The sequence below is a fragment of the Solibacillus sp. FSL K6-1126 genome (assembly GCF_038003445.1).
GTDB classification, from domain to species: domain Bacteria; phylum Bacillota; class Bacilli; order Bacillales_A; family Planococcaceae; genus Solibacillus; species Solibacillus silvestris.
Window position 1 is genome coordinate 3,182,902 of record NZ_JBBOPD010000001.1, and the last position, 23,489, is coordinate 3,206,390.

At 39.3% G+C, this 23,489-nt stretch carries 23 protein-coding genes and 1 pseudogene; 5 read left to right on the forward strand and 19 right to left on the reverse strand.

All coding sequences use genetic code 11. The features are described from left to right. Positions 1-60 precede the first annotated feature (60 nt). On the reverse strand, positions 61-435 hold the full coding sequence (locus MHH44_RS15915) for a HesB/IscA family protein (RefSeq protein WP_008409036.1): 375 nt from the start codon (positions 433-435) through the stop codon (positions 61-63). 210 nt (positions 436-645) lie between these two features. Between MHH44_RS15915 and MHH44_RS15920 the strand changes: the two genes are divergently transcribed. Further along, positions 646-1,338 (forward strand): DUF2225 domain-containing protein, encoded by a 693-nt coding sequence (locus MHH44_RS15920; RefSeq protein WP_340799009.1) that lies wholly within the window; start codon positions 646-648, stop codon positions 1,336-1,338. Between the two features lie 52 nt (positions 1,339-1,390). Here the strand turns inward: MHH44_RS15920 and MHH44_RS15925 are convergent. After that, positions 1,391-1,683 (reverse strand): annotated as a pseudogene (locus tag MHH44_RS15925) (NifU family protein). 28 nt (positions 1,684-1,711) lie between these two features. Between MHH44_RS15925 and MHH44_RS15930 the strand changes: the two are divergent. Then, complete coding sequence (locus tag MHH44_RS15930; RefSeq protein WP_065216296.1) at positions 1,712-2,044, forward strand: YuzD family protein; 333 nt, start codon at positions 1,712-1,714, stop codon at positions 2,042-2,044. 97 nt (positions 2,045-2,141) lie between these two features. Here MHH44_RS15930 and MHH44_RS15935 read toward each other — a convergent pair whose 3' ends face one another. Further along, positions 2,142-3,209: an NAD(P)/FAD-dependent oxidoreductase gene (locus MHH44_RS15935; RefSeq protein ID WP_065216297.1), complete on the reverse strand. Its 1,068-nt coding sequence runs from the start codon at positions 3,207-3,209 to the stop codon at positions 2,142-2,144. Positions 3,210-3,479: 270 nt separating this feature from the next. On the opposite strand from MHH44_RS15935, the gene MHH44_RS15940 reads away from it, so the two are divergent. Continuing rightward, positions 3,480-3,719 carry a YuzB family protein gene (locus MHH44_RS15940; protein ID WP_008408654.1) on the forward strand — a complete coding sequence of 80 codons (240 nt, stop codon included), beginning with the start codon at positions 3,480-3,482 and terminating at the stop codon, positions 3,717-3,719. Positions 3,720-3,745: 26 nt separating this feature from the next. On the opposite strand, the gene MHH44_RS15945 is transcribed toward MHH44_RS15940, so the two are convergent. Both MHH44_RS15945 and MHH44_RS15950 read right to left on the reverse strand, forming a co-directional pair. Continuing rightward, on the reverse strand, positions 3,746-4,510 hold the full coding sequence (locus MHH44_RS15945) for a TIGR01457 family HAD-type hydrolase (RefSeq protein ID WP_340799010.1): 765 nt from the start codon (positions 4,508-4,510) through the stop codon (positions 3,746-3,748). Next, positions 4,510-4,962: a DUF86 domain-containing protein gene (locus MHH44_RS15950; RefSeq protein ID WP_008408656.1), complete on the reverse strand. Its 453-nt coding sequence runs from the start codon at positions 4,960-4,962 to the stop codon at positions 4,510-4,512. The genes MHH44_RS15945 and MHH44_RS15950 overlap by 1 nt, the downstream gene beginning before the upstream one ends. A gap of 91 nt (positions 4,963-5,053) precedes the next feature. Here MHH44_RS15950 and MHH44_RS15955 point away from each other — a divergent pair, with 91 nt between their 5' ends. After that, positions 5,054-5,320: a DUF3055 domain-containing protein gene (locus tag MHH44_RS15955; RefSeq protein WP_008408657.1), complete on the forward strand. Its 267-nt coding sequence runs from the start codon at positions 5,054-5,056 to the stop codon at positions 5,318-5,320. 40 nt (positions 5,321-5,360) lie between these two features. Here the strand turns inward: MHH44_RS15955 and MHH44_RS15960 are convergent, their stop codons facing one another. The 6 genes from MHH44_RS15960 to MHH44_RS15985 all read right to left on the reverse strand — a co-directional run bounded on the left by MHH44_RS15960 (position 5,361) and on the right by MHH44_RS15985 (position 11,111). Next, positions 5,361-5,708: a YutD family protein gene (locus MHH44_RS15960; protein ID WP_065216299.1), complete on the reverse strand. Its 348-nt coding sequence runs from the start codon at positions 5,706-5,708 to the stop codon at positions 5,361-5,363. A 155-nt stretch (positions 5,709-5,863) separates the two neighbouring features. After that, positions 5,864-6,775 carry a lipoyl synthase gene (gene lipA, locus MHH44_RS15965; RefSeq protein ID WP_008408659.1) on the reverse strand — a complete coding sequence of 304 codons (912 nt, stop codon included), beginning with the start codon at positions 6,773-6,775 and terminating at the stop codon, positions 5,864-5,866. A gap of 113 nt (positions 6,776-6,888) precedes the next feature. Further along, positions 6,889-7,659 carry a sporulation protein YunB gene (gene yunB, locus MHH44_RS15970; protein WP_008408660.1) on the reverse strand — a complete coding sequence of 257 codons (771 nt, stop codon included), beginning with the start codon at positions 7,657-7,659 and terminating at the stop codon, positions 6,889-6,891. A 41-nt stretch (positions 7,660-7,700) separates the two neighbouring features. Then, complete coding sequence (locus MHH44_RS15975) at positions 7,701-8,804, reverse strand: HD-GYP domain-containing protein (protein WP_065216300.1); 1,104 nt, start codon at positions 8,802-8,804, stop codon at positions 7,701-7,703. A gap of 65 nt (positions 8,805-8,869) precedes the next feature. Next, complete coding sequence (locus MHH44_RS15980; protein WP_065216301.1) at positions 8,870-10,234, reverse strand: bifunctional metallophosphatase/5'-nucleotidase; 1,365 nt, start codon at positions 10,232-10,234, stop codon at positions 8,870-8,872. 25 nt (positions 10,235-10,259) lie between these two features. Next, on the reverse strand, positions 10,260-11,111 hold the full coding sequence (locus tag MHH44_RS15985) for a DUF72 domain-containing protein (protein WP_014823036.1): 852 nt from the start codon (positions 11,109-11,111) through the stop codon (positions 10,260-10,262). 69 nt (positions 11,112-11,180) lie between these two features. Here MHH44_RS15985 and MHH44_RS15990 point away from each other — a divergent pair, with 69 nt between their 5' ends. Further along, positions 11,181-11,534 (forward strand): thioredoxin family protein, encoded by a 354-nt coding sequence (locus tag MHH44_RS15990; RefSeq protein ID WP_445683056.1) that lies wholly within the window; start codon positions 11,181-11,183, stop codon positions 11,532-11,534. A 46-nt stretch (positions 11,535-11,580) separates the two neighbouring features. Here MHH44_RS15990 and MHH44_RS15995 read toward each other — a convergent pair whose 3' ends face one another. From MHH44_RS15995 to gltB, 8 genes are all read right to left on the reverse strand, one after another. Next, complete coding sequence (locus tag MHH44_RS15995; protein ID WP_014823035.1) at positions 11,581-11,724, reverse strand: hypothetical protein; 144 nt, start codon at positions 11,722-11,724, stop codon at positions 11,581-11,583. A 187-nt stretch (positions 11,725-11,911) separates the two neighbouring features. Further along, the gene (gene sufB, locus MHH44_RS16000; RefSeq protein WP_008408669.1) at positions 11,912-13,309 is read right to left on the reverse strand and encodes a Fe-S cluster assembly protein SufB; all 1,398 of its coding nucleotides are present in this window, start codon (positions 13,307-13,309) and stop codon (positions 11,912-11,914) included. 70 nt (positions 13,310-13,379) lie between these two features. Then, positions 13,380-13,820, reverse strand: a complete 441-nt coding sequence (gene sufU, locus MHH44_RS16005; RefSeq protein WP_008408670.1) for a Fe-S cluster assembly sulfur transfer protein SufU — start codon at positions 13,818-13,820, stop codon at positions 13,380-13,382. Then, the gene (locus tag MHH44_RS16010; protein ID WP_008408671.1) at positions 13,810-15,039 is read right to left on the reverse strand and encodes a cysteine desulfurase; all 1,230 of its coding nucleotides are present in this window, start codon (positions 15,037-15,039) and stop codon (positions 13,810-13,812) included. Before MHH44_RS16010 ends, sufU begins: the two co-directional genes overlap by 11 nt. Continuing rightward, positions 15,039-16,346 (reverse strand): Fe-S cluster assembly protein SufD, encoded by a 1,308-nt coding sequence (sufD, locus tag MHH44_RS16015; RefSeq protein WP_008408672.1) that lies wholly within the window; start codon positions 16,344-16,346, stop codon positions 15,039-15,041. Before sufD ends, MHH44_RS16010 begins: the two co-directional genes overlap by 1 nt. An 18-nt stretch (positions 16,347-16,364) precedes the next feature. Further along, positions 16,365-17,144 carry a Fe-S cluster assembly ATPase SufC gene (gene sufC / locus MHH44_RS16020; protein ID WP_008408673.1) on the reverse strand — a complete coding sequence of 260 codons (780 nt, stop codon included), beginning with the start codon at positions 17,142-17,144 and terminating at the stop codon, positions 16,365-16,367. 315 nt (positions 17,145-17,459) lie between these two features. Then, a complete protein-coding gene (gene gltD / locus MHH44_RS16025) occupies positions 17,460-18,941 on the reverse strand; it encodes a glutamate synthase small subunit (RefSeq protein WP_340799011.1) in 1,482 nt (493 codons plus the stop codon). Between the two features lie 15 nt (positions 18,942-18,956). Next, positions 18,957-23,477 (reverse strand): glutamate synthase large subunit, encoded by a 4,521-nt coding sequence (gene gltB, locus MHH44_RS16030; protein ID WP_340799012.1) that lies wholly within the window; start codon positions 23,475-23,477, stop codon positions 18,957-18,959. Positions 23,478-23,489: the final 12 nt, after the last annotated feature.

Genomic DNA, 23,489 nt, shown 5'->3' on the forward strand with positions numbered 1-23,489 from the left:
TTTTCGGGATTGTATACACGCTGTATTTGTCCGTTATTTACAATCCCCATTGGTTATATTTTATTCACATGGTTGCTCTACTGCTGGGCGTGCTGCCGCTTTAAAGCTTGTGCCGCATCCGCATGAAGCAAGTGCGTTCGGGTTGTCGATTGTGAAACCGCCACCCATTAATGATTGTTTAAAATCGATTTTCGTGTCTTGTAAAATACCCGCATCTTCTTTTGATACGATAATTTGAATGCCGTGTTGGCTGTCTACGAAGTCGTCATCATTAATTGTTTGCTCGAATGCCATTCCGTATGAAAGACCACTACAGCCTCCGCCTTTTACGGCTACACGCAGGCTCGCATTTTCTTCTTCGTTTTGAACCATCATTTCTTTGACTTGAAATGAGGCCGCTTCTGTTAAAATGATTACTTGTTTTTCACTTGCCATTCCAGTCACCTACTTTCTTTTATTTATCATATCAATTGTAAAACCTATCTGACAACAAAACTGCTCTACCTGATTATATTCCTGCATTGAGTAAAAACTTTCAAGGAAAAAATACCTAAAAATTTCACATCAATTCGGTATATTAATCACATTTTTTAATTTTCCTTGCTATAATAAAGGAACATAATTAAATGAAAGGTATGAACCTTTATGGAAATTTCCCCATTTTACGAAAAGACAGTGAACTGTATTCATTGCAAGAAAAATTTTTCTACACTAAAAGTTCGTACCAAGTCCATAAAAATAGAGCATACAGCATCCGACTTTCAACCAGTCTATACAGACAATTACGTGAATGCATTATATTATAATGTATTTGTTTGTCAGCATTGTGGGTTTTCGTTTACGGAAGACTTCAGTAAATATTTTGCTCCAGGTGTGAAAGAACAAATCAATGAAAAAATTTGCAGTCATTGGGTACCGCACAGTTTCAGTAATGAGCGTTCTATTTTTGAGGCCATTCAAACATACAAACTGGCATTGTTTTGCGCAACAATAAAAAAGGAAAAATTTGTCATTACATCAGGCTTGGCATTGCGGTTGGCGTGGTTATATCGATCATTAAAAAATAATATACAGGAACAGCGCTTTTTAAAACTGGCACGCGATCATTATATGGAAAGCTATTCGACGGAAGATTATGCTGGCACAACAATGTCCAGTGTACGGATAGTGTATATGATCGCCGAGTTGTCCCGTCGCCTTGGCGATTATGAAAATGCTACACGCTTCTTTTCACGTGTAATTGAAAGTCAACGTGTAGGCGGAGAAGCTAAACTCGTTAATATGGCAAAAGAGCAATGGGAATTAGTTCGTCAAGAGCGCGGTAAAATAGCCCAATAAAAAAGAGCTGCCAAGTAAGTAAAAACTTTCTTGGCAGCTCTATAGTCTTGAATTAGAAAACTTGTTCTACTTCGACGATACCCGGCACTTCTTCTAAAAGAGCACGTTCGATACCTGCTTTTAATGTGATTGTAGAACTTGGGCAGCTACCGCATGCGCCTAATAAACGCAATTTTACGATACCTTCTTCAATATCTACCAATTCACAGTCTCCGCCGTCACGTAATAAAAACGGACGTAATTTATCTAAAACTTCTTGTACTTGTGCATATTGTTCTGTTTCTGTCATTTTGCTCGACTCCCTTCATTAAAATCATTATAATGTGAAGGAGCAAAAAAATCCATTATTGAATCACGAAAGGTTGGAATTCCTATGTCACAATCTCATCCAGTTATAGAAGTATTCGGCGCTGACATCATCTGTGCCAGCTGTGTAAATGCACCATCTTCCAAAGATACATATGAATGGCTCCAAGCTGCAATTTCACGAAAATATCCGGAACAGCCGTTTACTATCCGCTATATCGATATTGAAGGTGTAATTGATAATGAACGTGATCAAGATTATGCAAACCGTATTCAAGAAGATGAATTTTTCTACCCTTTAGTTTTAGTAAATGATGAAGTAGTTGGTGAAGGCTATGTGCAGATTAAGCCTGTATTTACAGCGCTAGAAACGGCAGGCTTTGTACCAACTGAAGAGTAAAAATATTAACATAACAAAAAATTCAATTTTCTCCTCGAGGAAATTGAATTTTTTGTTTTAAAGTCAAATTGAATTCCTTTACAGGGATGATCAATTTTTAGTTTTCGTTTTGCTTTTTGTAGTACCAAAGCAGACCCGACTTCATAAGGCGTGCAATGCGTCCTGTTACAGTTGTATCCGCCAGATGAACGAAGCCTTGCTTTTTCCCAAGGGAGCCCATAAAGCCTTTCATTTTGATTTCTGAAAGCTTTTCTGGAAGCGGCTCGCCTTTCCAGCGCATTTTTAAAACTTTAACGATACGTTCGCCTTGTTCTTCTGCCAATTGCGCTGTTGGAGGTAAATGTGAAGAAGCACAATCTCCAACTACAAATACATTTTCATCCCCAACTACATGATAATGATCCGTAATAATCGGACGATTGAATTTATCTTTTTCAACATCCAGTTCACGAACGATTTTCACAGGCTGTACACCAGCTGTCCATACGATTACGTCAGCTTCAATTACTTCATCATGGTTGTATAAACGTCCTTCTTCAACGCGCGTAATATTCGATTCTGCGATTACATCGACGTTATGTTTAATAAACCAGGACTTGATATACTCACTTAGCTTTTCCGGGAAATCACGTAAAATACGGTGAGAACGGTCAAATAATTTAATTTTTAAATCAGAACGGCTTTCACGTAGTTCACTCGCAAGCTCGATTCCTGAAAGACCAGCACCAATAATGGCAACCGTCGAACCTGGAGCCAATCCGCATACTTTTTCGAAAGTTTTACGTGATTTGGCGATTGTTTGAATACTATATGTGAATTCATCGGCACCCGGCACTCCATGGTATTTATCGATACAACCTAAACCAATTACAAGCTGGTCATAGGAAAGCTCCTCGCCGTCACCTAAATAAATTTTTTTATCTTCACGGTCGATACGTACTACTTCTCCGTAAACGCATTTTAAGCGCTCATGTTCCGGAAACGCAACTCGGATTTCCTTATCTGTTGATGTACCTGCAGCAAGTGCATAAAATTCTGTTTTCAAACTATGGAATGGTGTACGATCAACCAATGTAATTTCTACATCCGCTGGTAAGCTTGGCAATAGACGAAGTAAAATTCGCATATTTCCGTATCCGCCACCTAATAATACTAACTTTTGCATAGCATATTCCCTCATATCTGTAAGTAATCAATTACGAAGCTGCTAGGCATCATAATTGTGTTCACAAAGTTTCCATAAGTATTATAACTGTTTGTGATAAGTTTCACAATATATTAAATGATATTTTGTGAATAAATTCACATAAGTTAATGATGCCATTTCATTATAAAGGATTGTAAGGATTTTCAAACATCAGCCGAAAGTTATTAAATCAGAGAAATTGACGTTTTCAGCAAAAAAAAGTAGGATTGCTAATAGTGAGGTGACAACATGTTAAATCCATTAGTCGAATTTTGCATTAGTAATTTAGCAAATGGTGCGCAACAAACATATGAACAACTGGAGCAAGATCCTGATATTGATGTATTGGAATATGGCTGCTTAAGCTACTGCACAAAATGTGCCGAAAACTTTTATGCTGTTGTGAACGGGGATATAGTTGAGGCGGATACTCCAGAAGAGCTGACGAAGCGCATTTATGAATATATAGAAGAAAATCCGATGTGGTAAACGACCCACACCGGATTTCTTTTTGTTTATTTAATAAGTTCCAACAGATTTTCTACACAATACGTAGGTAAATTGGCTTGTTTTTTTACAATCTCAGTAGGCGTAACACCCGTATTGACATGAATTGTATCACAACCGAAGTTTATTCCACACAAAATATCGGTATCATAGTTGTCCCCGACCATGACCATTTCACTCTTTTCAAAGTGATGCTCTTCAGCAATGATTTGCAGCATTACCGGTGATGGTTTCCCAACAAAGGTCGGTGTAACTCCGGATACATTTGCAACTAATTGAACAAATGATCCATTCCCGGGAGTAAAACCGGTTTCGTTCGGAAATTTAATATCGCCATTTGTTCCAATAAGCTGTGCGCCATTCTGGACATAGTCACATGCTTTTACAAGTTTCTCATACGAGATTTGACGGTCAATGCCCATTACAAGAACATCGCTTTGTTCATCGGTAATTTCTAATCCTTGCTCGATTAAAGCAGTACGAATGCCCAATTCACCGACTACATTTACTTTTTTATTACTACTCATTTTTGCAACATAGGCTGCCGTTGCAAGTGAACTTGAATAAATATGATCAAGGGTTGCATCCACGCCAATATCTTGTAAAACTTGCTGCAGTCTTTCACGGGTTTTCGATGAATTGTTCGTTAAATAATACGGCTCAATTCCTTCGTTCTGCAGTAAATGAACAAATTTTACGGCAGAATCGATCGCTTCTTTCCCACGATAGATTGTCCCATCCAAATCAAAGCAATACGCTTTATATGGGAACATTATGCCTGATCCTCTGGTAAGAATGCTGAAACTGGTCCTAATTCATTCGTTAAGTAATCGTGAACTTTTGGTGAGAATTGCTTTAGTATATTTAAGTTTGCTGTTAATACATTTAAAATTTCTTCACTATCTACAGCGATAAATTCACGAACGATCATTTTGCGTAAGCCGACAACCGTTTTTAATGGTGCATCCATCTCTTCTGTAATCACTTTTTCATCAACGAAAATATCGATAATGTCTTCGTAACTTCCAGGGTCACGCATTATAAAACCGTCAATCACCAGGTTTCCTACATCCATCATGGCTTCCATTACATTATGGCCGATACGCTGTAATGCCAGCTTATGAATATCATCTGCCAACCAGTTTTCTGTCGATTCAAAGATCGCCAATAATTCGTCCAAGTGTGCTAAGTTGTTTGTAATTTTATTTCTATCTACGAAGTACATAGATAAAGCCTCCATTCAATCAATAAAAGTTGATAGTGTTTTCCTTTATATAGTACCATATTCTTTAGAGATGGAAGGGGTACAAAACAAAATGGAAAGATTTTTCTTATATGATGATGTAGAAGATACAAAAACGCGCTTCGTCAGCTTTGCCGGAAAAACACAGCGTTATGATTTAGCCATATTACAAAGTAGTCGCTTTTTCGGAAAAGTGCTCGTCCTTGATATTCAATTTGGGCGTTTTGCCATCATTGGAGCAGATGATGTGGAAGAGCCAGGTTATTTAGAGCATGTATATAACCGTACAGAAGAAGAGACGGAAGACTTACGAGAATACTTGCGTGAACTATTAAGCTAAAAAAAGAGGGGGCGCTATACAACGCCTCCTCTTTTGTTCGTTATTCAACTGTTTCCACTGGCTCTTCTGCCTCAGTTTGTTGTGAGATTATTGGTTCTTTCTTTTGCTCTGGTGCACGGCCTGTTTTATGAACTATAAAATAGGCGCATCCAAAATTACAATATTCATACAAATAGTCTTGTATCGTGCTAATTTTTGTATCAAACGTGGATTTTTGATTTTTGTCATCAAAAAATCCTTTTAAACGTAGCTGACCGTAACCCCAGTCCCCTACAATATAATCATATTTCGTCAATATATCTGAGTATCGTGCGATAAATGCATCTTCTTGAAAGCCTTCCCGCACATTTTCGATCACTTCATAAGCATACCCATCTGCAATAATCAAACTAGACACCACCTATCTATTTCCATGTTAATGAATATTGAAGATGAAAGCAATATTCACAACAAATTTTGTAGGTAAATATGGTGAAATCAGCAATAGTCCGTCTTTCAGCAAGTATTATTATACTCGCCAAAAATAAGTTGAACGTCTATTTTCTACAATGTAACACTTGATTGTTTTGCTGCATTCACTTGTTCATCCGCATGGTAACTACTGCGTACTAATGGACCTGCCTCACAATGACTGAATCCTTTTTCCATAGCGATTTTACGCAGCTTGCCAAACTCGATCGGAGAGTAATATTTTTTTACTGGCAAATGTTTTTTCGTAGGCTGTAAATATTGACCGATTGTCATAATATCAACATTGTTTGCACGCAAGTCATCCATTACTTCATAAATTTCCTCTAACGTTTCTCCTAAGCCAATCATTAAAGAAGATTTTGTCGGAATAGTTGGCTGCATTTCTTTTGCTCTGCGTAAAAATTCCAGTGAACGGTCATATGTCGCTTTTGCCCGAACACGTGGTGTCAAACTGCGTACTGTTTCGATATTATGGTTTAAAATATCCGGCTTTGCATCCATCAGAATGCGTAAACTTTCTTCACGGCCGCTTAAGTCGGATGGTAGTACTTCAACAGAAGTTAACGGACTTTTACGGCGAATTGCACGCACCGTTTCCGCCAATACTTCCGCGCCCCCGTCTTTCAGATCATCACGTGCTACCATTGTAATAACAACATGTTTTAAGTTCATTAACGCAACGGAATCTGCAACGCGTTCCGGTTCCGCCAAATCCAATTCATTAGGCAATCCTGTTTTAACTGCACAGAAACGACATGCCCGCGTACATACAGAACCTAAAATCATCATTGTTGCTGTACGACGCTCGCCCCAGCATTCGTGAATATTCGGGCAGCGAGCTTCTTCACATACCGTATGCAAATTATTGTCTCGCATTAATTTTTTTAATGCTTTGTATTCGTCATTGGTATTTAGCTTAATTTTTAGCCACTCTGGTTTGCGTAAGTGCTCTTCCCTCGGATTAGTTGGTTTACAAGATGTCATGTCATTTACTCCCCTCACTCAAATGCTACGATGTTTCTGATGTCAGATTATCATATTAACTACTTTCCAACAACAGAGTATTCTTATAATTTTAATTTATCATAATTAAGTTACTATTCGTAAGGGATTGGTACTTCAATAGACGGCTGTGCTCCTTCACCTGCACTGTAAATATGCGGCACTGTCCCTCTTACTAAACCGATTGCAATTGGAATTTTCTGTTCGACCGATGCAGACTTACTGGCAAATGGTACAATAATCTGGACATTAACACCAATCAGTAAATTTACTTCTACAATTGCATTATTTATGCCAAATTCACTTACTGTTGACTCAACATTACTATTTACATTACCAATAATGTGAAAGCGAATCGGTATTTTAGGTCCTAAATTTCCGATAATCGGAAGGTTTAATGCCTGCCCTAACGGTACGAAAAATACGATTCCGTCTCCTGCTTCCATTTTACCTACGTCATATTCCACATTTTCCAAATTTGGCAAATGTGACAAATCTCCATTTTCGGCCTGTTCTAAATACTCTTTTACTAATGTTGTCGTTTCTGCACGCACTTGGTTAATTATTTCCGTATTAAATTTTGTCGTAATCATATCGTCTGACTGTGTAGGTAAATCAACGATGACATCATTTACATCAAGTACACTCGATGTTCTGGAATTAATTGCTTTACTCACGACATACGAAGCTACTTTATGAGTTTGAACTTCCGCGTACTGCAAATAGGTTGGCATTAATCTGCCGTTCATGACATATATACTAAGACAAACCATGCCGATAATACTGACGATGACGATCGTTACGACATTATGCATTTTGCCTTTTTTCCTGCCATAGGAATTCCACTTTCTTTTACGAAAACGCAAAAAAAATCCTCCTTCCCATAAAATATGAGAAGAAAGATTTTTTATTCAATATTTCCCTCAAAATCCACATCAACTTTTTTAATATCAACTGTCGGGTAATCACTTAAACATAGTTCATATGTAGCGCCCAGCATTTTGCCGTTTTCTTGAAAAATACGGATCCAAGGTCGTGTCACATCAACAAGATTTTGCTTCGATACAATTCCACGTCGGCCATCTGTGAGCAACACAATTGTACCATTTGCATAGTGGACTACGCTCCGTCTGAATGCCTCCATTACCTTTGCATCAAAAAGCTTCCCATCACCTTTGTCAATGATTGCAATCGCTTCTGAAGGCAACATTTTCTTTCGGTAAATGCGATTCGATGTCAATGCATCAAATACATCTGCGACAGCGATGATTTTTGCAAACGGATGAATTTCATTGTTAATAATCCCCCGTGGATAACCGCTTCCATCGATTCGTTCATGGTGTTGGAAAGCGCAATGTGCTACGAGCAATGATACTGAATGTAAGTTGCGTAATAAATCAAATCCGTAGCGTGCATGATTCTTCATCTCTTCATATTCTTCATCCGTTAAGTTGCCCGGCTTTAGTAAAATATCAGGTGAAATAAGCAGCTTCCCCACATCATGTAAAATTGCCCCAATTCCAATTAATCGTATATCTTCGTAAGAATAGCCCATTTCTTTAGCAATTGCGATTGAATACAGTGCTACTTGGAATGAATGCTGATAAATATATTTATCATATAAATACGCATCTGTCAGCACCATTAATACTTCCTCGCTATTTACGATGGCATTCATAATATCATCGACAATTAAGCCAATCACTTTGGACTGTTGATCCAGTACATAGGATGCCTGATCCCGTTTAGCTTTTTTTACATTTTCGAATGATTTAGTCATATTTTTTACGGCTTCCATTCTTTTTAACGGAGCGATCGTTTCTTCTATTTCAATTCCTGCTGATAGTTTATCATCAATGTATAAATAATGAATATTCAGCTCTCGCAGCCTTTCAATAATTCGGCTTGTTACAACGACGTTTTTGTGAAGCAGTGGATGGCCGGCTTCATTCCAGATAGTCCTGCCGACTGCCATACCTTCTTTCAAAACATTTATCGATATTAATCGCATCTATATTTATTTCTCCATTCTACTATTACGTTCATTATATAATTGGAAAGAGGGGTTTTGGAAGATTACTGAAACTTTTTCATACAATAATTTTTAAAAACATCCCGGATAAATTCCGGTAGAAGATATTGTTTTTTGGCATATTTAAAGCTAGGGAAAAAATACCCGAATGTAAAGAGATCCAGTGTTGCTAAACGGTAGATCCGATCCGGTTCCATAAGTTTCCCGTTAATATATAATTCGCGCTGCTTCGTCATCTCAATACCATAATTCAATATTTTCCCGAAAATAACGCCTCTAAAGCCAAGACCTTTTAATTCAAGACGTGGCCAATCTTCGTTTTCGGATTGAGTAAAAATTTCTTTTAATTCATTACCTGTTATTTGCACAACACATATATTTATCGGATGGGGAAAAATTTTATGAATATCATATGTAGAAATTAACCCTTTGCGTAGTGGTTCGACAAAAATTCCAGCATTGAACATGACACAATCCGCTTCTGTATAATCATACATACACTCTGCAAATAAATCCGATAATTGGGAACGATGGAACCATTCTTTATTGTAGGGTTTCGTTAATGTAAAAATAGGTTTTTCCAAAATAACCTTTGCTTCTTTTTGAAGATTGGACAACCACTGTTCTTCTTCTTCAACTGTTGGTAAAAGAGCGTTTTCAAATAGGCGATCTGATTTTTCTACTACCTTCCGGGACGCGTGGTCAAATTCCACCGTTAACTGACCAGTATACTGGCCAAATTTCCCGCCTCCTGTTAAAAGGACGTTATTTTCCACTTGACCTTTTTCAAACACATGATGTGTGTGCGAACCGAAGATCACATCGATAATCGGACATTCCTGTGCCAGCAATTCATCTTCAGTTATCCCTAAATGTGATAAACAAACGATTATATCCGCCTGTTTTTTTAATTCAAAGGCCAGCTTTACAAGCTCTGTACGCGGGTTTGTTACGTTCCACCCAAGTTCCTTATAGAAAAGATCAAACGGGGCTGTCGCAGCTATTACGGCTATTTTCGTGCCGTACTGGGTAGTCAATATTGTGTATGGCTTCATCCAACTTGGATTTTCTTCTGACTGGGAATATAGATTTGCGACAACTACTTCGAACTGTGCGTCATCATATAATTGATAGAGCAAATTATAGGAAAGCGTTATGCCTTCATTGTTTCCAATTGTCACAACATCATAATCAGCATCGTTTAACATTTTGATATTACCTTTACCTAGTGTTGCCTCTGTATATAAATTCGAACGATCCAAATGATCCCCTAAATCGACCAGAAAGCTCGTTTCGCCTTTTTCGGCCAGTATTTGACGTTGTATTTGAATAAACGACTGACTGCGCTTCCAGTACGTAAAATGACTATGCAAATCATTCGTATGGAATATATGAATTATTTCTCGCACTTTTGCATTGCCACCTCACTCTTCGTTATTCTTCAAAAAGACCTAATTGCTTTGGTGCTAAACCATCAAATTCAAGATCAAGAATTTGCTGCATTCGTTTTGCGTTTTTTGCGGCATGCCCTCCGGAATTATTATTAAATAATACGAAGACATGTTTTGATTGGCGAGCCAGAAATTTTATTTCTTCTGCAAGTTTTTGCAGTTCTTCTTCATTATAATCATATAAAAAACGTACTTTTCGCCAGTTCTCCCCATGGCCTATATTTCGCCAGCCATGTACATTGCGCCCATGGATACGTATGAGCACTTTCTCATCAGTAGCAATTGGAACAAAAGGGACCGAGCCGCTTCCTGCTTGCGGTTCATCACAGACTGTATGAATCAATTGATGGTCTCTTAAAAATTGCACTGTCTTCTCTTTCATTTGAGGGCTGTACCAAGTTTGATTTCGAAATTCAATAGCAATAGGATACCCTTGTAATTGTTGCTTTATATATCGGATATATTGAACATTTTTACCTTGGCAGTCAAACCAAGGAGGAAATTGAACAAGAACCATTGCAAGCTTACCATGCTTTTTAAATGTATCCGCACAATTTCGAAATGCGTTGAACATATCATTTTTCGTCTCAAATGGCAGTTCATCGCGTAAATGACCTGTCATGCCCTGATAAGCCTTCACGACAAATTGAAAAGTATCCGGGGTATCCTTGCACCATTTCTCAACATTTGCCGGTGATGGTATTGCGTAAAAGGAAGTATCTAATTCTACGACAGGGAAATGCCCGCTATAATCAAACAATTTATCTTTTGCGGCAGTAACTTCACTATATACTTCCGGGTGATCTCCCCAACCAGTTAAGCCGATTGAAATCATCGTTCTTCACCTCTCTAGCATTGTATAATACCTTACCCGTTTCGATGTTCATTCATTGCAAAACACTACATTTCCTATCATAATAATAGAAAAAAGGAGGACAAGTTTATGCATATTTTACAATCAACTGAGGAATTTGAGCAATTTAAAAGCAGTACACCCGTAATTTTCGAATTTACAGCGGACTGGTGCGGGGATTGCCGTTTTATTGATCCGTTTATGCCGGAAGTTGTAGAAAAATTCCCGGAGTATACATTTGTTAAAGTAGACCGCGATAAGTTTTTAGATTTATGTATTGATTTAGGAATTATCGGCATTCCTAGCTTTTTAGCTTATGAAAACGGCATCGAGCTTGGACGTTTCGTCAGCAAAGACCGTAAAACTCAACAGGAAATTGAAAGTTTTATTTCTAATTTAAAATAGAAAAAAGCTTCAAACGCATTAATAGTCGTTTGAAGCTATTTTAATATTATTTAATAATACCTTCATGCTCTTCATTTTTCATAACCTTACCGTTCTTCTTTTCCCCTAAAGCCCAAAAAGTGAGTACTACCGCAACTACCACTACAGTACCAGGAACCCCTAAAGCTATTGGCCAAAATAAGTTTTCCATTTTGTCGCTCCTTTATATCATTCTCTAAATACATTATTCCATCTAATACAATTATTGTAAATGAATACTCCACGCTTTCTGAAATCTTTCTAGTAAACCTTTGTATTTCTTCACGAATTCAACACAATTATATACAAAAAAAGCACCTGACTCCAACTTAGGTTGGAGACAAGTGCCTCATAGATTATTATCCGATTGAACCTTCCATCTCGAACTTGATTAGACGGTTCATTTCTACTGCGTATTCCATTGGTAATTCTTTTGTGAAAGGCTCGATGAAGCCCATTACGATCATTTCTGTCGCTTCTTCTTCAGAAACACCACGGCTCATTAAGTAGAATAATTGCTCTTCAGATACTTTTGAAACTTTCGCTTCATGCTCTAAAGATACATTATCATTTAAGATTTCGTTGTATGGAATTGTATCAGAAGTAGATTCGTTATCCATGATTAATGTGTCACATTCGATATTCGAACGTGCACCTTTTGCATTTTTACCGAATTTTACTTGACCCATGTAAGTTACTTTACCACCTTGCTTAGCAATCGATTTAGAAACGATTGTTGAAGATGTGTTTGGTGCTAAGTGAATCATTTTCGCACCAGCGTGTTGGTGTTGGCCTTTACCTGCAATGGCAATTGATAATGTCATACCACGTGCACCTTCACCTTTAAGAATACAAGCAGGGTATTTCATCGTTAATTTTGAACCGATGTTACCGTCGATCCATTCCATTGTACCGTTTTCTTCAACAACTGTACGTTTTGTAACAAGGTTATAAACGTTGTTTGCCCAGTTTTGAATCGTTGTGTAACGGCAGTAAGCGTTCTTTTTAACGATGATTTCTACTACAGCCGAGTGTAGAGAGTTTGTTGTGTAAACAGGCGCTGTACAACCTTCTACGTAGTGTACAGAAGCATCTTCGTCTACGATGATTAGCGTACGCTCGAATTGACCCATGTTTTCAGAGTTAATACGAAAGTATGCTTGTAATGGTGTATCTAATTTAACGCCTTTAGGCATATAAATAAATGAACCACCAGACCAAACTGCAGAGTTTAATGCTGCGAATTTGTTATCTGTATAAGGGATTACTGTACCCCAGTGTTTTTTGAAGATTTCTTCGTTTTCTTTTAATGCTGAGTCAGTATCTTTGAAGACAATCCCTAAATCTGTAAGGTCTTGCTTCATATTGTGGTAAACTACTTCAGATTCATACTGAGCAGATACACCTGCAAGATATTTTTGTTCAGCTTCCGGAATACCTAATTTATCGAATGTCGCTTTGATTTCTTCAGGTACTTCATCCCAAGAACGTTCTGTTGCTTCAGATGGTTTTACGTAATACGTAATTTCATCGAAGTTTAATGATGCAAGGTCACCACCCCATTGTGGCATTGGCATTTCATAGAATTTTTCAAGAGCTTTTAAGCGGTAGTCAAGCATCCACTGTGGCTCTTCCTTCATACTTGAGATTTCACGAACGATATCTGCTGTTAGTCCACGTTCAGAACGGAAAATTGATACGTCCTTATCATGGAAGCCATACTTGTAATCGCCGATTTCAGGCATTTTTTTAGCCATGTTGTCTCCTCCGTTCATCTAATGAGAAGTGCTAAAATGTGCATGACACACACTTTAGCCTTACTACTATTTATTTCTTTTCGTTGTTTACGCCTTTTTCCATTGCTTTCCAAGCTAATGTAGCGCATTTAATACGTGCCGGGAATTTTGCAACACCTTGCAGTGCTTCGACATCCCCAAGATCATATTTTTCATCGTCAAAGTCTTCGCCCAGCATCATTTTCGAGAAAATATCCGCCAATTCCAAAGCTTCGTCCAATTTTTTGCCTTTAACGATTTGAGTCATCATCGATGCTGAAGACATGGAGATTGAACAGCCTTCTCCATCGAACTTTGCATCTTCCACGACACCATCGTTAAGCTTCAATGTTAAATGGATACGGTCACCGCAAGTAGGGTTATTCATATCGATTGTCACACTGTTTTCTTCAAGAGCCCCTTTGTTACGAGGGTTTTTATAATGATCCATTATTACGGAACGATAAAGTTGATCTAAATTATTAAAAGACATCGCCAAAATACTCCTTCGCTGAGCGCAATCCTGCAACTAAACGATCAACATCTTCTTCATCATTGTACATGTAGAAGCTTGCTCGAGCTGTTGCTGTTACTTGAAGCCATTTCATTAAAGGTTGGGCGCAATGATGTCCCGCACGAACTGCGATGCCACTCATATCCAATACTGTCGCTACATCGTGAGGATGCACGTCATCAAGATTGAATGTCACGACTCCGCAACGTTTCATCGGGTCACGTGGACCGAAAATCTGAAGACCATCAATCGTTTCCAATTGATCCATTGCATAGCCTGCCAACTTATGTTCATGCGCTGCAATATTGTCTAAACCGATTTCCTCTAAAAAGTCGATTGCAGCACCTAAGCCTATTGCACTTGCAATAATTGGTGTGCCGCCCTCGAATTTCCACGGTAACTCTTTCCATGTTGATTCATATAAACCTACGAAATCAATCATTTCTCCGCCAAACTCTACTGGTTCCATTTCTTCAAGAAGCGCTTTTTTACCATATAGTACCCCAATACCAGTAGGGCCACACATTTTATGTCCTGAAAATGCCGCAAAGTCAACATCCAAATCTTGAATATCTACCTTCAAATGCGGAGCTGCCTGCGCTAAATCCGCAACAATTACCGCGCCATTTTCATGAGCAATTTGTGCAACTTCTTTAATCGGGTTAATTGTACCTAATACGTTCGAAACATACATCATAGAAACAATTTTCGTTTTTGGCGTTATTGTTTCACGTACTTTTTCTAATGAAATTGTACCGTCTGCCTCTAGGTCGATATATTTCAATACCGCCCCTTTTTCTTTTGCAAGCTGTTGCCATGGAATAATGTTTGAATGGTGTTCCATGTACGTAATGACAATCTCATCACCTTCTTGCACATTTTGACGACCATAGCCTGCAGCAACCGTATTAAGTGCTGTTGTTGTACCACGAGTGAAAATCACTTCTTGTGTTGAACTAGCATTAATGAATTTACGAACTTTTTCACGCGCACCTTCATAAGAATCCGTTGCACGATTTCCAAGTGTATGCACACCTCGGTGAACATTTGAGTTATCTAAATTATAGTAATTTGTGATTGCTTCAATTACTTGAATCGGCTTTTGAGATGTAGCCGCACTATCCAAATAAACTAAAGGATGTCCATTGACTTCCTGATTTAAAATTGGAAAATAACTTTTAATATCATTAGGTATCATTATCGAACTTTCCTTTCGATAACCTCCGTCAGCTGCTTTTTAACGCCTTCGATTGGCAATTTAGCAACAACTGGCGCAAGGAATCCGTGAATTACAAGGCGCTCTGCTTCTGCTTTAGAAATACCACGACTCATTAAGTAGTAAAGTTGAGTTGGGTCAACGCGTCCAACAGATGCAGCGTGTCCTGCTGTTACATCGTCTTCATCAATTAAAAGAATTGGGTTTGCGTCACCGCGTGCGCCTTCAGAAAGCATAAGTACGCGAGACTCTTGTTCTGCATTTGCTTTTGTACCACCATGCATAATATGACCGATTCCATTAAAGATTGACTGTGCTGAATCTTTCATTACACCGTGTTTTAAAATTTGACCGTCGGAATTTTTACCCCATTGACGGATTAATGTTGTGAAGTTAAGTTTTTGATCTCCGCTACCTACAGTTACCATTTTGAAATCTGAAGTAGAGTTATCGCCAATTAAGTTCGTTGTATTTTCATAAATTGTATCTGAGTTTGTCATTAATCCTAATGCCCAGTCAATTTTTGCGTCGCGCTGTACATGTCCACGGCGGTTTACATAAGCAGTATAGCCATGAGCCAAGTTGTCTACTGCACCGAATGTTACTTGTGCATTATCTTTTGCGATTACTTCTGTTACAACGTTTACTTGACCATGTGCTTCGTCAAATGTAGAAATATAAGTTTCAACATAAGTTACAGCCGAAGATTCTTCAGCTACTACTAACACGTGGTTAAATAATGAAGCTTCTGCATTGTCATTTAAAAATACAACTTGAAGAGGTGCTTCAATTACAACGTTGCGTGGAACATATACGAAAATACCACCATTTACTAGTGCTGCATGGTAAGCCGTTAATTTATGCTCATCCACTTTTACAGCAGTTGTCATAAAGTATTTTTCCACTAAATCTTTATGATCGCGGATTGCTGTTTGGATATCTGTGAAAATAACACCTTTGTTTTTCAGTTCATCTGAAATTTTAATAAACGCTGGTGTGTTGTTGCGTTGGATATACAGGTTTTCTTGTGTTTCAGTATCTACTACTGATTTCACCTCTACAGGCAGCTCTTCCAAAGAATTGAATGGAGCACTTTCTACTGTATGGTTTGCGAAATCAATGAAGTTCCACTTGTTAATGTTCGTTCTGTCTGGTTTTGGTAAGTCAAGCGCAGCAGCTTTTTCCATTGCGCTCACACGGAAATCAGCAAATGATGCTGGTTCAGCATGTTTTTGCGAGAACGAGCGTACTTCTTCTGCTGATAACGCTAATTTTGTTTCAACCGTCATCTTCGTCGTCCTCCTTTATTATGCTTCTGTTACTTCTTCTGTATCTTCAATACCTAGTTCAGCTTTAATCCACTCATAACCTTCTGCTTCAAGGCGTTGTGCTAATTCAGCACCACCTGATTTTACAACTTTACCTTGCATCATTACGTGAACATGGTCAGGTGTGATGTAGTTTAATAAACGTTGATAGTGAGTGATCATTAAGCAGCCAAAGCCTTCGCCGCGCATTTCATTAATACCTTTAGAAACTACTTTTAATGCATCGATATCTAAACCAGAGTCGATTTCATCTAAAATACCGAAAGTTGGTTTGATCATCATCATTTGTAGAATTTCGTTACGCTTTTTCTCACCACCAGAGAAACCTTCATTTAAGTAACGTTGTGACATTTCTTCAGGCATTTCCAGGAATTCCATTGTTTTATCTAATTCACGGATGAATTTCATTAATGAGATTTCTTGTCCTTCTTCACGACGAGCGTTAATCGCTGAACGTAAGAAGTCTGCGTTTGTTACACCAGGAATTTCAGATGGATATTGCATAGCAAGGAATAAACCAGCTTGTGCACGCTCATCTACTTCCATTTCTAATACGTTTTCGCCATCAAGGTAGATTTCGCCTGATGTTACTTCATATTTTGGGTGACCCATAATTGCAGAAGCTAATGTCGATTTACCAGTACCGTTAGGACCCATGATCGCATGTACTTCGTTTGTATTGATAGTAAGATTTACACCTTTTAAAATCTCTTTTCCGTCGATTTCAACGTGAAGATCTTTAATTTCTAATGTTGACATTAAATTACCTCCAAATATTCATTTGCATACTTTCTGTACGCCAAATTAAGTTCATTACCAATCTTACCCGAAATGAATGTTGGTTGCAAATAGTTTAGAATGATTTTAATTAAAAAATGTCTATCATTCTTGTAAAACGCTTTACTGCAGTTTATTTCTACTATTTAAATAGTAATAATTCAGCTTTCCATTTTTTCAATAGCAATCCATTAATTGAGAATCAATTTCACTTATTGAAATGATTGATTCTTCTTTTCTCCAAAAAAATATATAAAACACCATTCTGCTTTCAAAATGGTGTTTTATATCATCCTATTAACTTTTTACTAACATTTCATTTAAATAATAATGAACACTAGCAGCAACTCCGCGTCCTTCTTTAATCGCCCAAACGACAAGACTTTGGCCACGGCGTGCATCACCGGCAGCAAATACGCCTGAAATATTTGTTTCATAGTCTTTAACGGATGCACGGATGCGGTTATTCGTTAGTTCTACTCCGAAATGTCCAGGTGTTTCTTTTTCGGCACCTTCAAAGCCGATTGCGACAAATACATGCTGCGCCGGCCATACTTTTTCAGTTCCAGGCAATTCTTTAAAGTAATGAAAGCCATCTTCGCCCAGAATTTTTTCCATTTGAATAGTATGAAGCGCTTTTACATTCCCCTTACTGTCTTTCTCTATTTTCGTAGTTTGAATACAATATTCTCGCGGATCACGGCCAAATTTCGCATCAGCTTCGGCATAAGCATAATCCATTGTATAAATGTTCGGATCTTTTGGCCACATTGTTTCATCTGTACGTGTTGTGGCTTGTTGCGGATGCTTCCCGAATTGGTATACAGATCGGCATTTTTGGCGAAGTGCTGTTGCTACACAGTCAGCACCTGTATCTCCGCCGCCAATTACGATGACATCCTTCCCTTCCACATTTAACGCCTGATTATCCGCAAAGTCGGAATCCAGCAGGCTTTTCGTAACATCCGTTAAATAATCCATTGCTAAATGAATGTTGCCAGCATCGCTTCCTTCTAAATGAAGTACTCTTTGTTTTTGTGCTCCCGTACATAAAATAACAGCATCAAAATCAGCTTGTAATTGCTCCTTCGTTATATCTTTTCCGATTTCTGTGTTGGGCACAAAATCGATTCCTTCTAATGATAATAAATGGACACGTCTTTCAATCACATCTTTTTCAAGCTTCATATTCGGGATTCCGTACATTAATAATCCGCCAAATCGGTCGGAACGTTCGAACACCGTTACTGAATGACCTAGTTGGTTCAGTTGGTCTGCTGCTGCTAAACCTGCAGGACCCGAGCCGACAATCGCCACCTTAAAGCCCGTACGCGATGCAGGGATACGTGGTGTGATCCAGCCATTTTCAAATCCTTTATCAATGATCGTACGTTCAATCGATTTAATCGCGACAGCCGGATCCGTAATGGCAAGTGTACACGACCCTTCACATGGAGCAGGGCAAACACGGCCAGTAAATTCAGGGAAATTATTCGTCATATGCAAACGTTCCAACGCTTCTTGCCATTTCCCTTTATAGACTAAGTCATTCCATTCAGGGATGACATTTTGAATCGGACACCCTGCTGCAGTACCGCGAATTTCAATCCCCATATGACAAAATGGCGTTCCACAATCCATACAGCGTGCACCTTGTGTCTGTAATTTTTCATCAGATAACCTGCTTGCATATTCGCCCCAATTTGAAAGTCGCTCTAGTGGTCGTTGCTCCTGAACTTTCTCTCGTTTAAATTCCATAAAACCCGTTGCTTTTCCCATACTAGAAACCCCCTCTTATTTTGTGCTCACAAGCTTTTTCTGACTAGTCGTCACTTCCGTAAATGCCTGCATTGCTGCATCGTCCTTTGTAGAACCAGTTGCAGTGTAGTGGTTTATTTTATCAACCATAATTTTATAATCTGTTGGCACAACTTTAACGAATTTTGGAACAAACTGCTCCCACTTTGCTAAAACGTCCAATGCGTAGGAACTATCCGTTTCTTCCAAATGCTGAATAATTAATTGGCGGACAGATTCAATTTCCGCAGGGTCTGTCAGTTTTTCAAAGTGAATCATTTCCGTATTGCACTGCGCTTTGAACTTTTCCCCATCACTCGGCAGAATATAGCCGATACCACCAGACATTCCGGCACCAAAGTTTTGACCGACATCCCCTAATATAACGATTTTACCGCCTGTCATATACTCACATCCGTGATCCCCAATTCCTTCAACAACGATTTCAGCACCTGAATTACGAACACCGAATCGATGGCCAGCACGCCCATTAATAAATGCCTTACCGCTCGTTGCTCCATATAAACAAACATTTCCGGCGATAACGTTTTGCTCCTGTTCGCCTTTAATCGGTGCAATCGCTGTCACTTTTCCTCCTGACAATCCTTTACCGAAGTAATCATTGACATCCCCAATTACACGCATCGACATTCCTCTTGGGATAAAGGCGCCAAAACTTTGACCAGCATGGCCTGTAAACGTTAAGTTAATTGTGTTATCCGGCAGACCTGCTTCACCGTATTTGCGGGAAATTTCACTGCCGACAATCGTTCCCATTACTCGGTCTGTATTTTTAATCGAATAATTTAACTCGATTCGCTCGTTTCCTTCGATTGCCTTTGAAACTTGCGGTAATAACTCTTGTAAATCAAAACTTCCCTCAATATTATGATTTTGCTGATGCTGTTTAGTGCGTGTTCCTTGGATTTGATGAAGCAGTGCCGTTAAATTGAGCTGGCTTGCTTTCCAATGTTTTGCCGTGCGATCTGAAATTTGCAGCACATCTGTACGACCTACCATCTCTTCCACAGTACGGAATCCTAGAATACTCATATATTCGCGCATTTCTTCAGCGACAAAACGCATATAATTGACGACATGATCAGCTGATCCCATAAATTTCGCACGGAGTTCCGGGTTTTGCGTTGCTACACCTACCGGACAAGTATCCAGATGACAGGCACGCATCATGACACAGCCTAATACGATTAACGGTGCAGTCGCAAAACCGAATTCCTCTGCCCCTAAAAGTGCTGCCATCACGACATCTTTTCCCGTCATGAGCTTGCCATCCGTTTCCAATGTCACTCGGTCTCGAAGTCCATTGAGCATCAATGTTTGATGCGCTTCCGCTAAACCAAGCTCCCACGGTAAGCCCGTATGCTTAATCGAAGTTTTCGGCGATGCCCCTGTACCTCCGTCATAGCCAGAAATGACGATGACGTCCGCTGCACCTTTTGCAACACCTGCAGCAATTGTACCAACACCCGCTTTTGCTACGAGTTTCACAGAAATTCTTGCATGACGGTTTGCATTTTTTAAATCATGAATTAACTGAGCCATATCCTCGATTGAGTATATGTCGTGATGCGGCGGTGGTGATATTAAACCAACCCCAGGAGTGGAACCGCGCACATCTGCTACCCAAGGATAAACTTTATTGCCAGGCAGTTGCCCGCCTTCCCCTGGTTTCGCCCCTTGCGCCATTTTAATTTGCAGCTCATCGGCATTCACTAAATAATGCGATTTCACACCAAATCGTCCTGATGCAATTTGTTTTATTGCACTGCGCTTGTTATCACCATTTGGTTCGATTGTAAAGCGGGCCGGATCTTCCCCACCTTCACCTGAATTCGAACGTGCACCTAGACGGTTCATCGCTACCGCCAATGTTTCATGCGCTTCTTTCGATAACGAACCAAATGACATGGCCCCTGATTTAAATCGTTTTACGATGGAATCCACTGATTCAATTTCTTCCATAGGGATTCGGCGTTCATTCTTTTTAAAGTCGAATAGATTACGTAAAAATCCAATTCGTTCTTCATTAGCCATTTCTGCATACATCCGGTACAATCCAAAATCATTTTTACGAGTCGCCCATTGGAGTGTATGGATAGTTTTCGGATTAAACGCATGATGCTCTCCGTCCGCACGCCATTGGAAATCCGAACCTGATTGCAGTTGGGCTGACATCGATTGCATCGCTTCCTCATGGCGGCGTTTTGCTTCTTCCCCGATTGTCTGTAAGTCAATGCCGTCAATTTGTGAAGCCGTACCTGTGAAATACTCGTCGATCACTTCTTTTGAAATCCCGACTGCCTCGAACACTTGGGCACCGCGATAAGATTGAACTGTTGAAATTCCCATCTTCGACATTACTTTAACGACACCATCCGCTGCACCTTTTCGGAATTTTTGAATCGCTTTTTCAAACGGTACAGATAAATGACCATTTTCAATTGCCTCATGAATTGTTGCATATGCTAAGTACGGGTGAATGGCGTCAACACCGAAGCCGATCAATGCAACAAAATGATGAACTTCCCGAACTTCCGCACTGTTCACAATAATGCTCGCCTTCGTACGTAGACCGATTCGCACTAAATATTGATGGATTGTACTCGCTGCTAGAAGAACGGGCATTGTTAACTGCTTAGCATCTTCCATATAGTCAGACAGTACAATAATTGTCTTGCCTCCAAAAATAGCAGCTTCCGCTTCCGTTTTGATTCGGTTAAGTTCACTTTCTAAATTTTCGGTGAATTTTAACGAGATTTCCGCTACTTCAAAATGTTCTTCGTTATTATTTACAATCTGCTCATATTCTGCAGTTGTTAACACCGGCGTTTTCAGCAGGAGGCGACGTGCATTTTGCGCATTCGGCTGTAATAAATCACCTTCCGCTCCAAGCAACGTCATTGTCGATGTCACGACATGTTCGCGAATAGAATCAATCGGCGGGTTTGTCACTTGTGCAAACAGCTGCTTAAAGTAATTAAATAATGATTGTGGTCTATCTGAAAGAACAGCTAATGGGGTATCGTTCCCCATCGAGCCAAGCGGATCTTTCCCTTCATTTGCAAGAGGTACAATATATTTTTGTACATCCTCAAATGTATAGCCGTGAATTTTCTGGCGTAATGTCAGCTCATTTATTTCAGGTAACTGCTCACTCTTCGATTCAAGTTTGATCATATTTTCTTCCAGCCATGCTGCATAAGGTTTTTCTGCTGCAACTTCGGATTTCAGCTCCGCATCGGAAATAATTTTCCCCTGCTCTAAATCAATCAACAGCATACGACTTGGACTTAATCGGTCTTTATAAAGAATGTCTTCTTCAGCATAATCGACAACCCCTGTTTCGGAAGAGAAAATAACATGATCGTCTTTCGTCACATAAAGTCTTCCTGGACGCAAGCCGTTACGGTCTAAAATGGCCCCAATCTGTTTGCCGTCCGTGAAGCAAATAGCAGTCGGTCCATCCCACGGTTCCATCAAACTTGCATGATATTGATAAAACGCTTTACGGTCTTCATCAATGCGCGGATTTTCTGTCCACGGTTCCGGAATCATCATCATCGCTGTCTCAGCCGGTGAACGTCCAGCCAATACAAAAAATTCAAATGCGTTATCAAGCATTGAAGAATCAGATCCCGTTGTATCGATTATCGGTAAAAGTTTTTCAAGGTCCTCTCCAAACGCTTCAGATACGAACTGTTGCTCACGTGCACGCATCCAGTTAATATTGCCACGCAATGTGTTAATCTCCCCATTATGGATAATATAGCGATTCGGATGGGCCCGTTTCCAAGATGGAAATGTATTCGTCGAGTAACGTGAATGCACGAGTGCCAATGCGGATACGAAGCTTTTGTCCTGCAGATCCACATAAAATTCACTTACTTCTTCTGGTGAAAGCAATCCTTTAAATACAATCGTCTGACTTGAAAGACTTGGAATATACAATTCGTACTGATGCTCTGTCGCCCAATGTTCGAGCTGTTTGCGAATGACATACAGTTTTCGTTCGAAAGCCTTATTGTCGTTTTCGTTTGAACGAATAAATACTTGGCGAACAACAGGGGCAGTCGATTTAGCAATATCACTTAAATTTTCTTTATTTGTCGGAGCAGTTCGCCAGCCGATCAGTTGCTGATTTTCCTGTCCAATTAATTCATTCATCTTTTCTTCAATTTTTTGGCGTTCGTTTTCATTTTCCGTGAAAAAAATTTGTCCTACACCATATTCACCCATTTCAGGTAAATTAAGTTCCGCGCAGTTTTGTTGAAAGAAAGCATGTGGGATTTGAACTAACAGCCCTGCTCCATCACCTGTCTTGCCATCTCCGCCACGTCCAGCACGGTGTTCTAAACGACATAACATTTCTAGCCCTTTTTTTACAATCTGATGTGAAGGTATTCCTTTTATATTTGCATACATGCCAATTCCGCATGCGTCATGTTCAAATTCAGGATTATATAACCCTTGCGCTTTTGGTAACTGATGAAAACTCATATCCATTCCCCC

Bases quoted from the DNA above. Each gene is read 5' to 3' on its own strand.
- sufD (WP_008408672.1), bottom strand. From the start codon at position 16,346: ATGACGGTTGAAACAAAATTAGCGTTATCAGCAGAAGAAGTACGCTCG.
- MHH44_RS15950 (WP_008408656.1), bottom strand. From the start codon at position 4,962: ATGTACTTCGTAGATAGAAATAAAATTACAAACAACTTAGCACACTTG.
- MHH44_RS15935 (WP_065216297.1), bottom strand. From the start codon at position 3,209: ATGCAAAAGTTAGTATTATTAGGTGGCGGATACGGAAATATGCGAATT.
- lipA (WP_008408659.1), bottom strand. From the start codon at position 6,775: ATGACATCTTGTAAACCAACTAATCCGAGGGAAGAGCACTTACGCAAA.
- sufC (WP_008408673.1), bottom strand. From the start codon at position 17,144: ATGTCAACATTAGAAATTAAAGATCTTCACGTTGAAATCGACGGAAAA.
- MHH44_RS15920 (WP_340799009.1), top strand. From the start codon at position 646: ATGGAAATTTCCCCATTTTACGAAAAGACAGTGAACTGTATTCATTGC.
- MHH44_RS15955 (WP_008408657.1), top strand. From the start codon at position 5,054: ATGGAAAGATTTTTCTTATATGATGATGTAGAAGATACAAAAACGCGC.
- MHH44_RS15975 (WP_065216300.1), bottom strand. From the start codon at position 8,804: ATGCGATTAATATCGATAAATGTTTTGAAAGAAGGTATGGCAGTCGGC.
- MHH44_RS15985 (WP_014823036.1), bottom strand. From the start codon at position 11,111: ATGATTTCAATCGGCTTAACTGGTTGGGGAGATCACCCGGAAGTATAT.
- sufB (WP_008408669.1), bottom strand. From the start codon at position 13,309: ATGGCTAAAAAAATGCCTGAAATCGGCGATTACAAGTATGGCTTCCAT.
- MHH44_RS15930 (WP_065216296.1), top strand. From the start codon at position 1,712: ATGTCACAATCTCATCCAGTTATAGAAGTATTCGGCGCTGACATCATC.
- gltB (WP_340799012.1), bottom strand. From the start codon at position 23,477: ATGAGTTTTCATCAGTTACCAAAAGCGCAAGGGTTATATAATCCTGAA.
- sufU (WP_008408670.1), bottom strand. From the start codon at position 13,820: ATGTCTTTTAATAATTTAGATCAACTTTATCGTTCCGTAATAATGGAT.
- MHH44_RS15945 (WP_340799010.1), bottom strand. From the start codon at position 4,510: ATGTTCCCATATAAAGCGTATTGCTTTGATTTGGATGGGACAATCTAT.
- MHH44_RS15915 (WP_008409036.1), bottom strand. From the start codon at position 435: ATGGCAAGTGAAAAACAAGTAATCATTTTAACAGAAGCGGCCTCATTT.
- MHH44_RS15995 (WP_014823035.1), bottom strand. From the start codon at position 11,724: ATGGAAAACTTATTTTGGCCAATAGCTTTAGGGGTTCCTGGTACTGTA.
- MHH44_RS16010 (WP_008408671.1), bottom strand. From the start codon at position 15,039: ATGATACCTAATGATATTAAAAGTTATTTTCCAATTTTAAATCAGGAA.
- MHH44_RS15940 (WP_008408654.1), top strand. From the start codon at position 3,480: ATGTTAAATCCATTAGTCGAATTTTGCATTAGTAATTTAGCAAATGGT.
- gltD (WP_340799011.1), bottom strand. From the start codon at position 18,941: ATGGGAAAAGCAACGGGTTTTATGGAATTTAAACGAGAGAAAGTTCAG.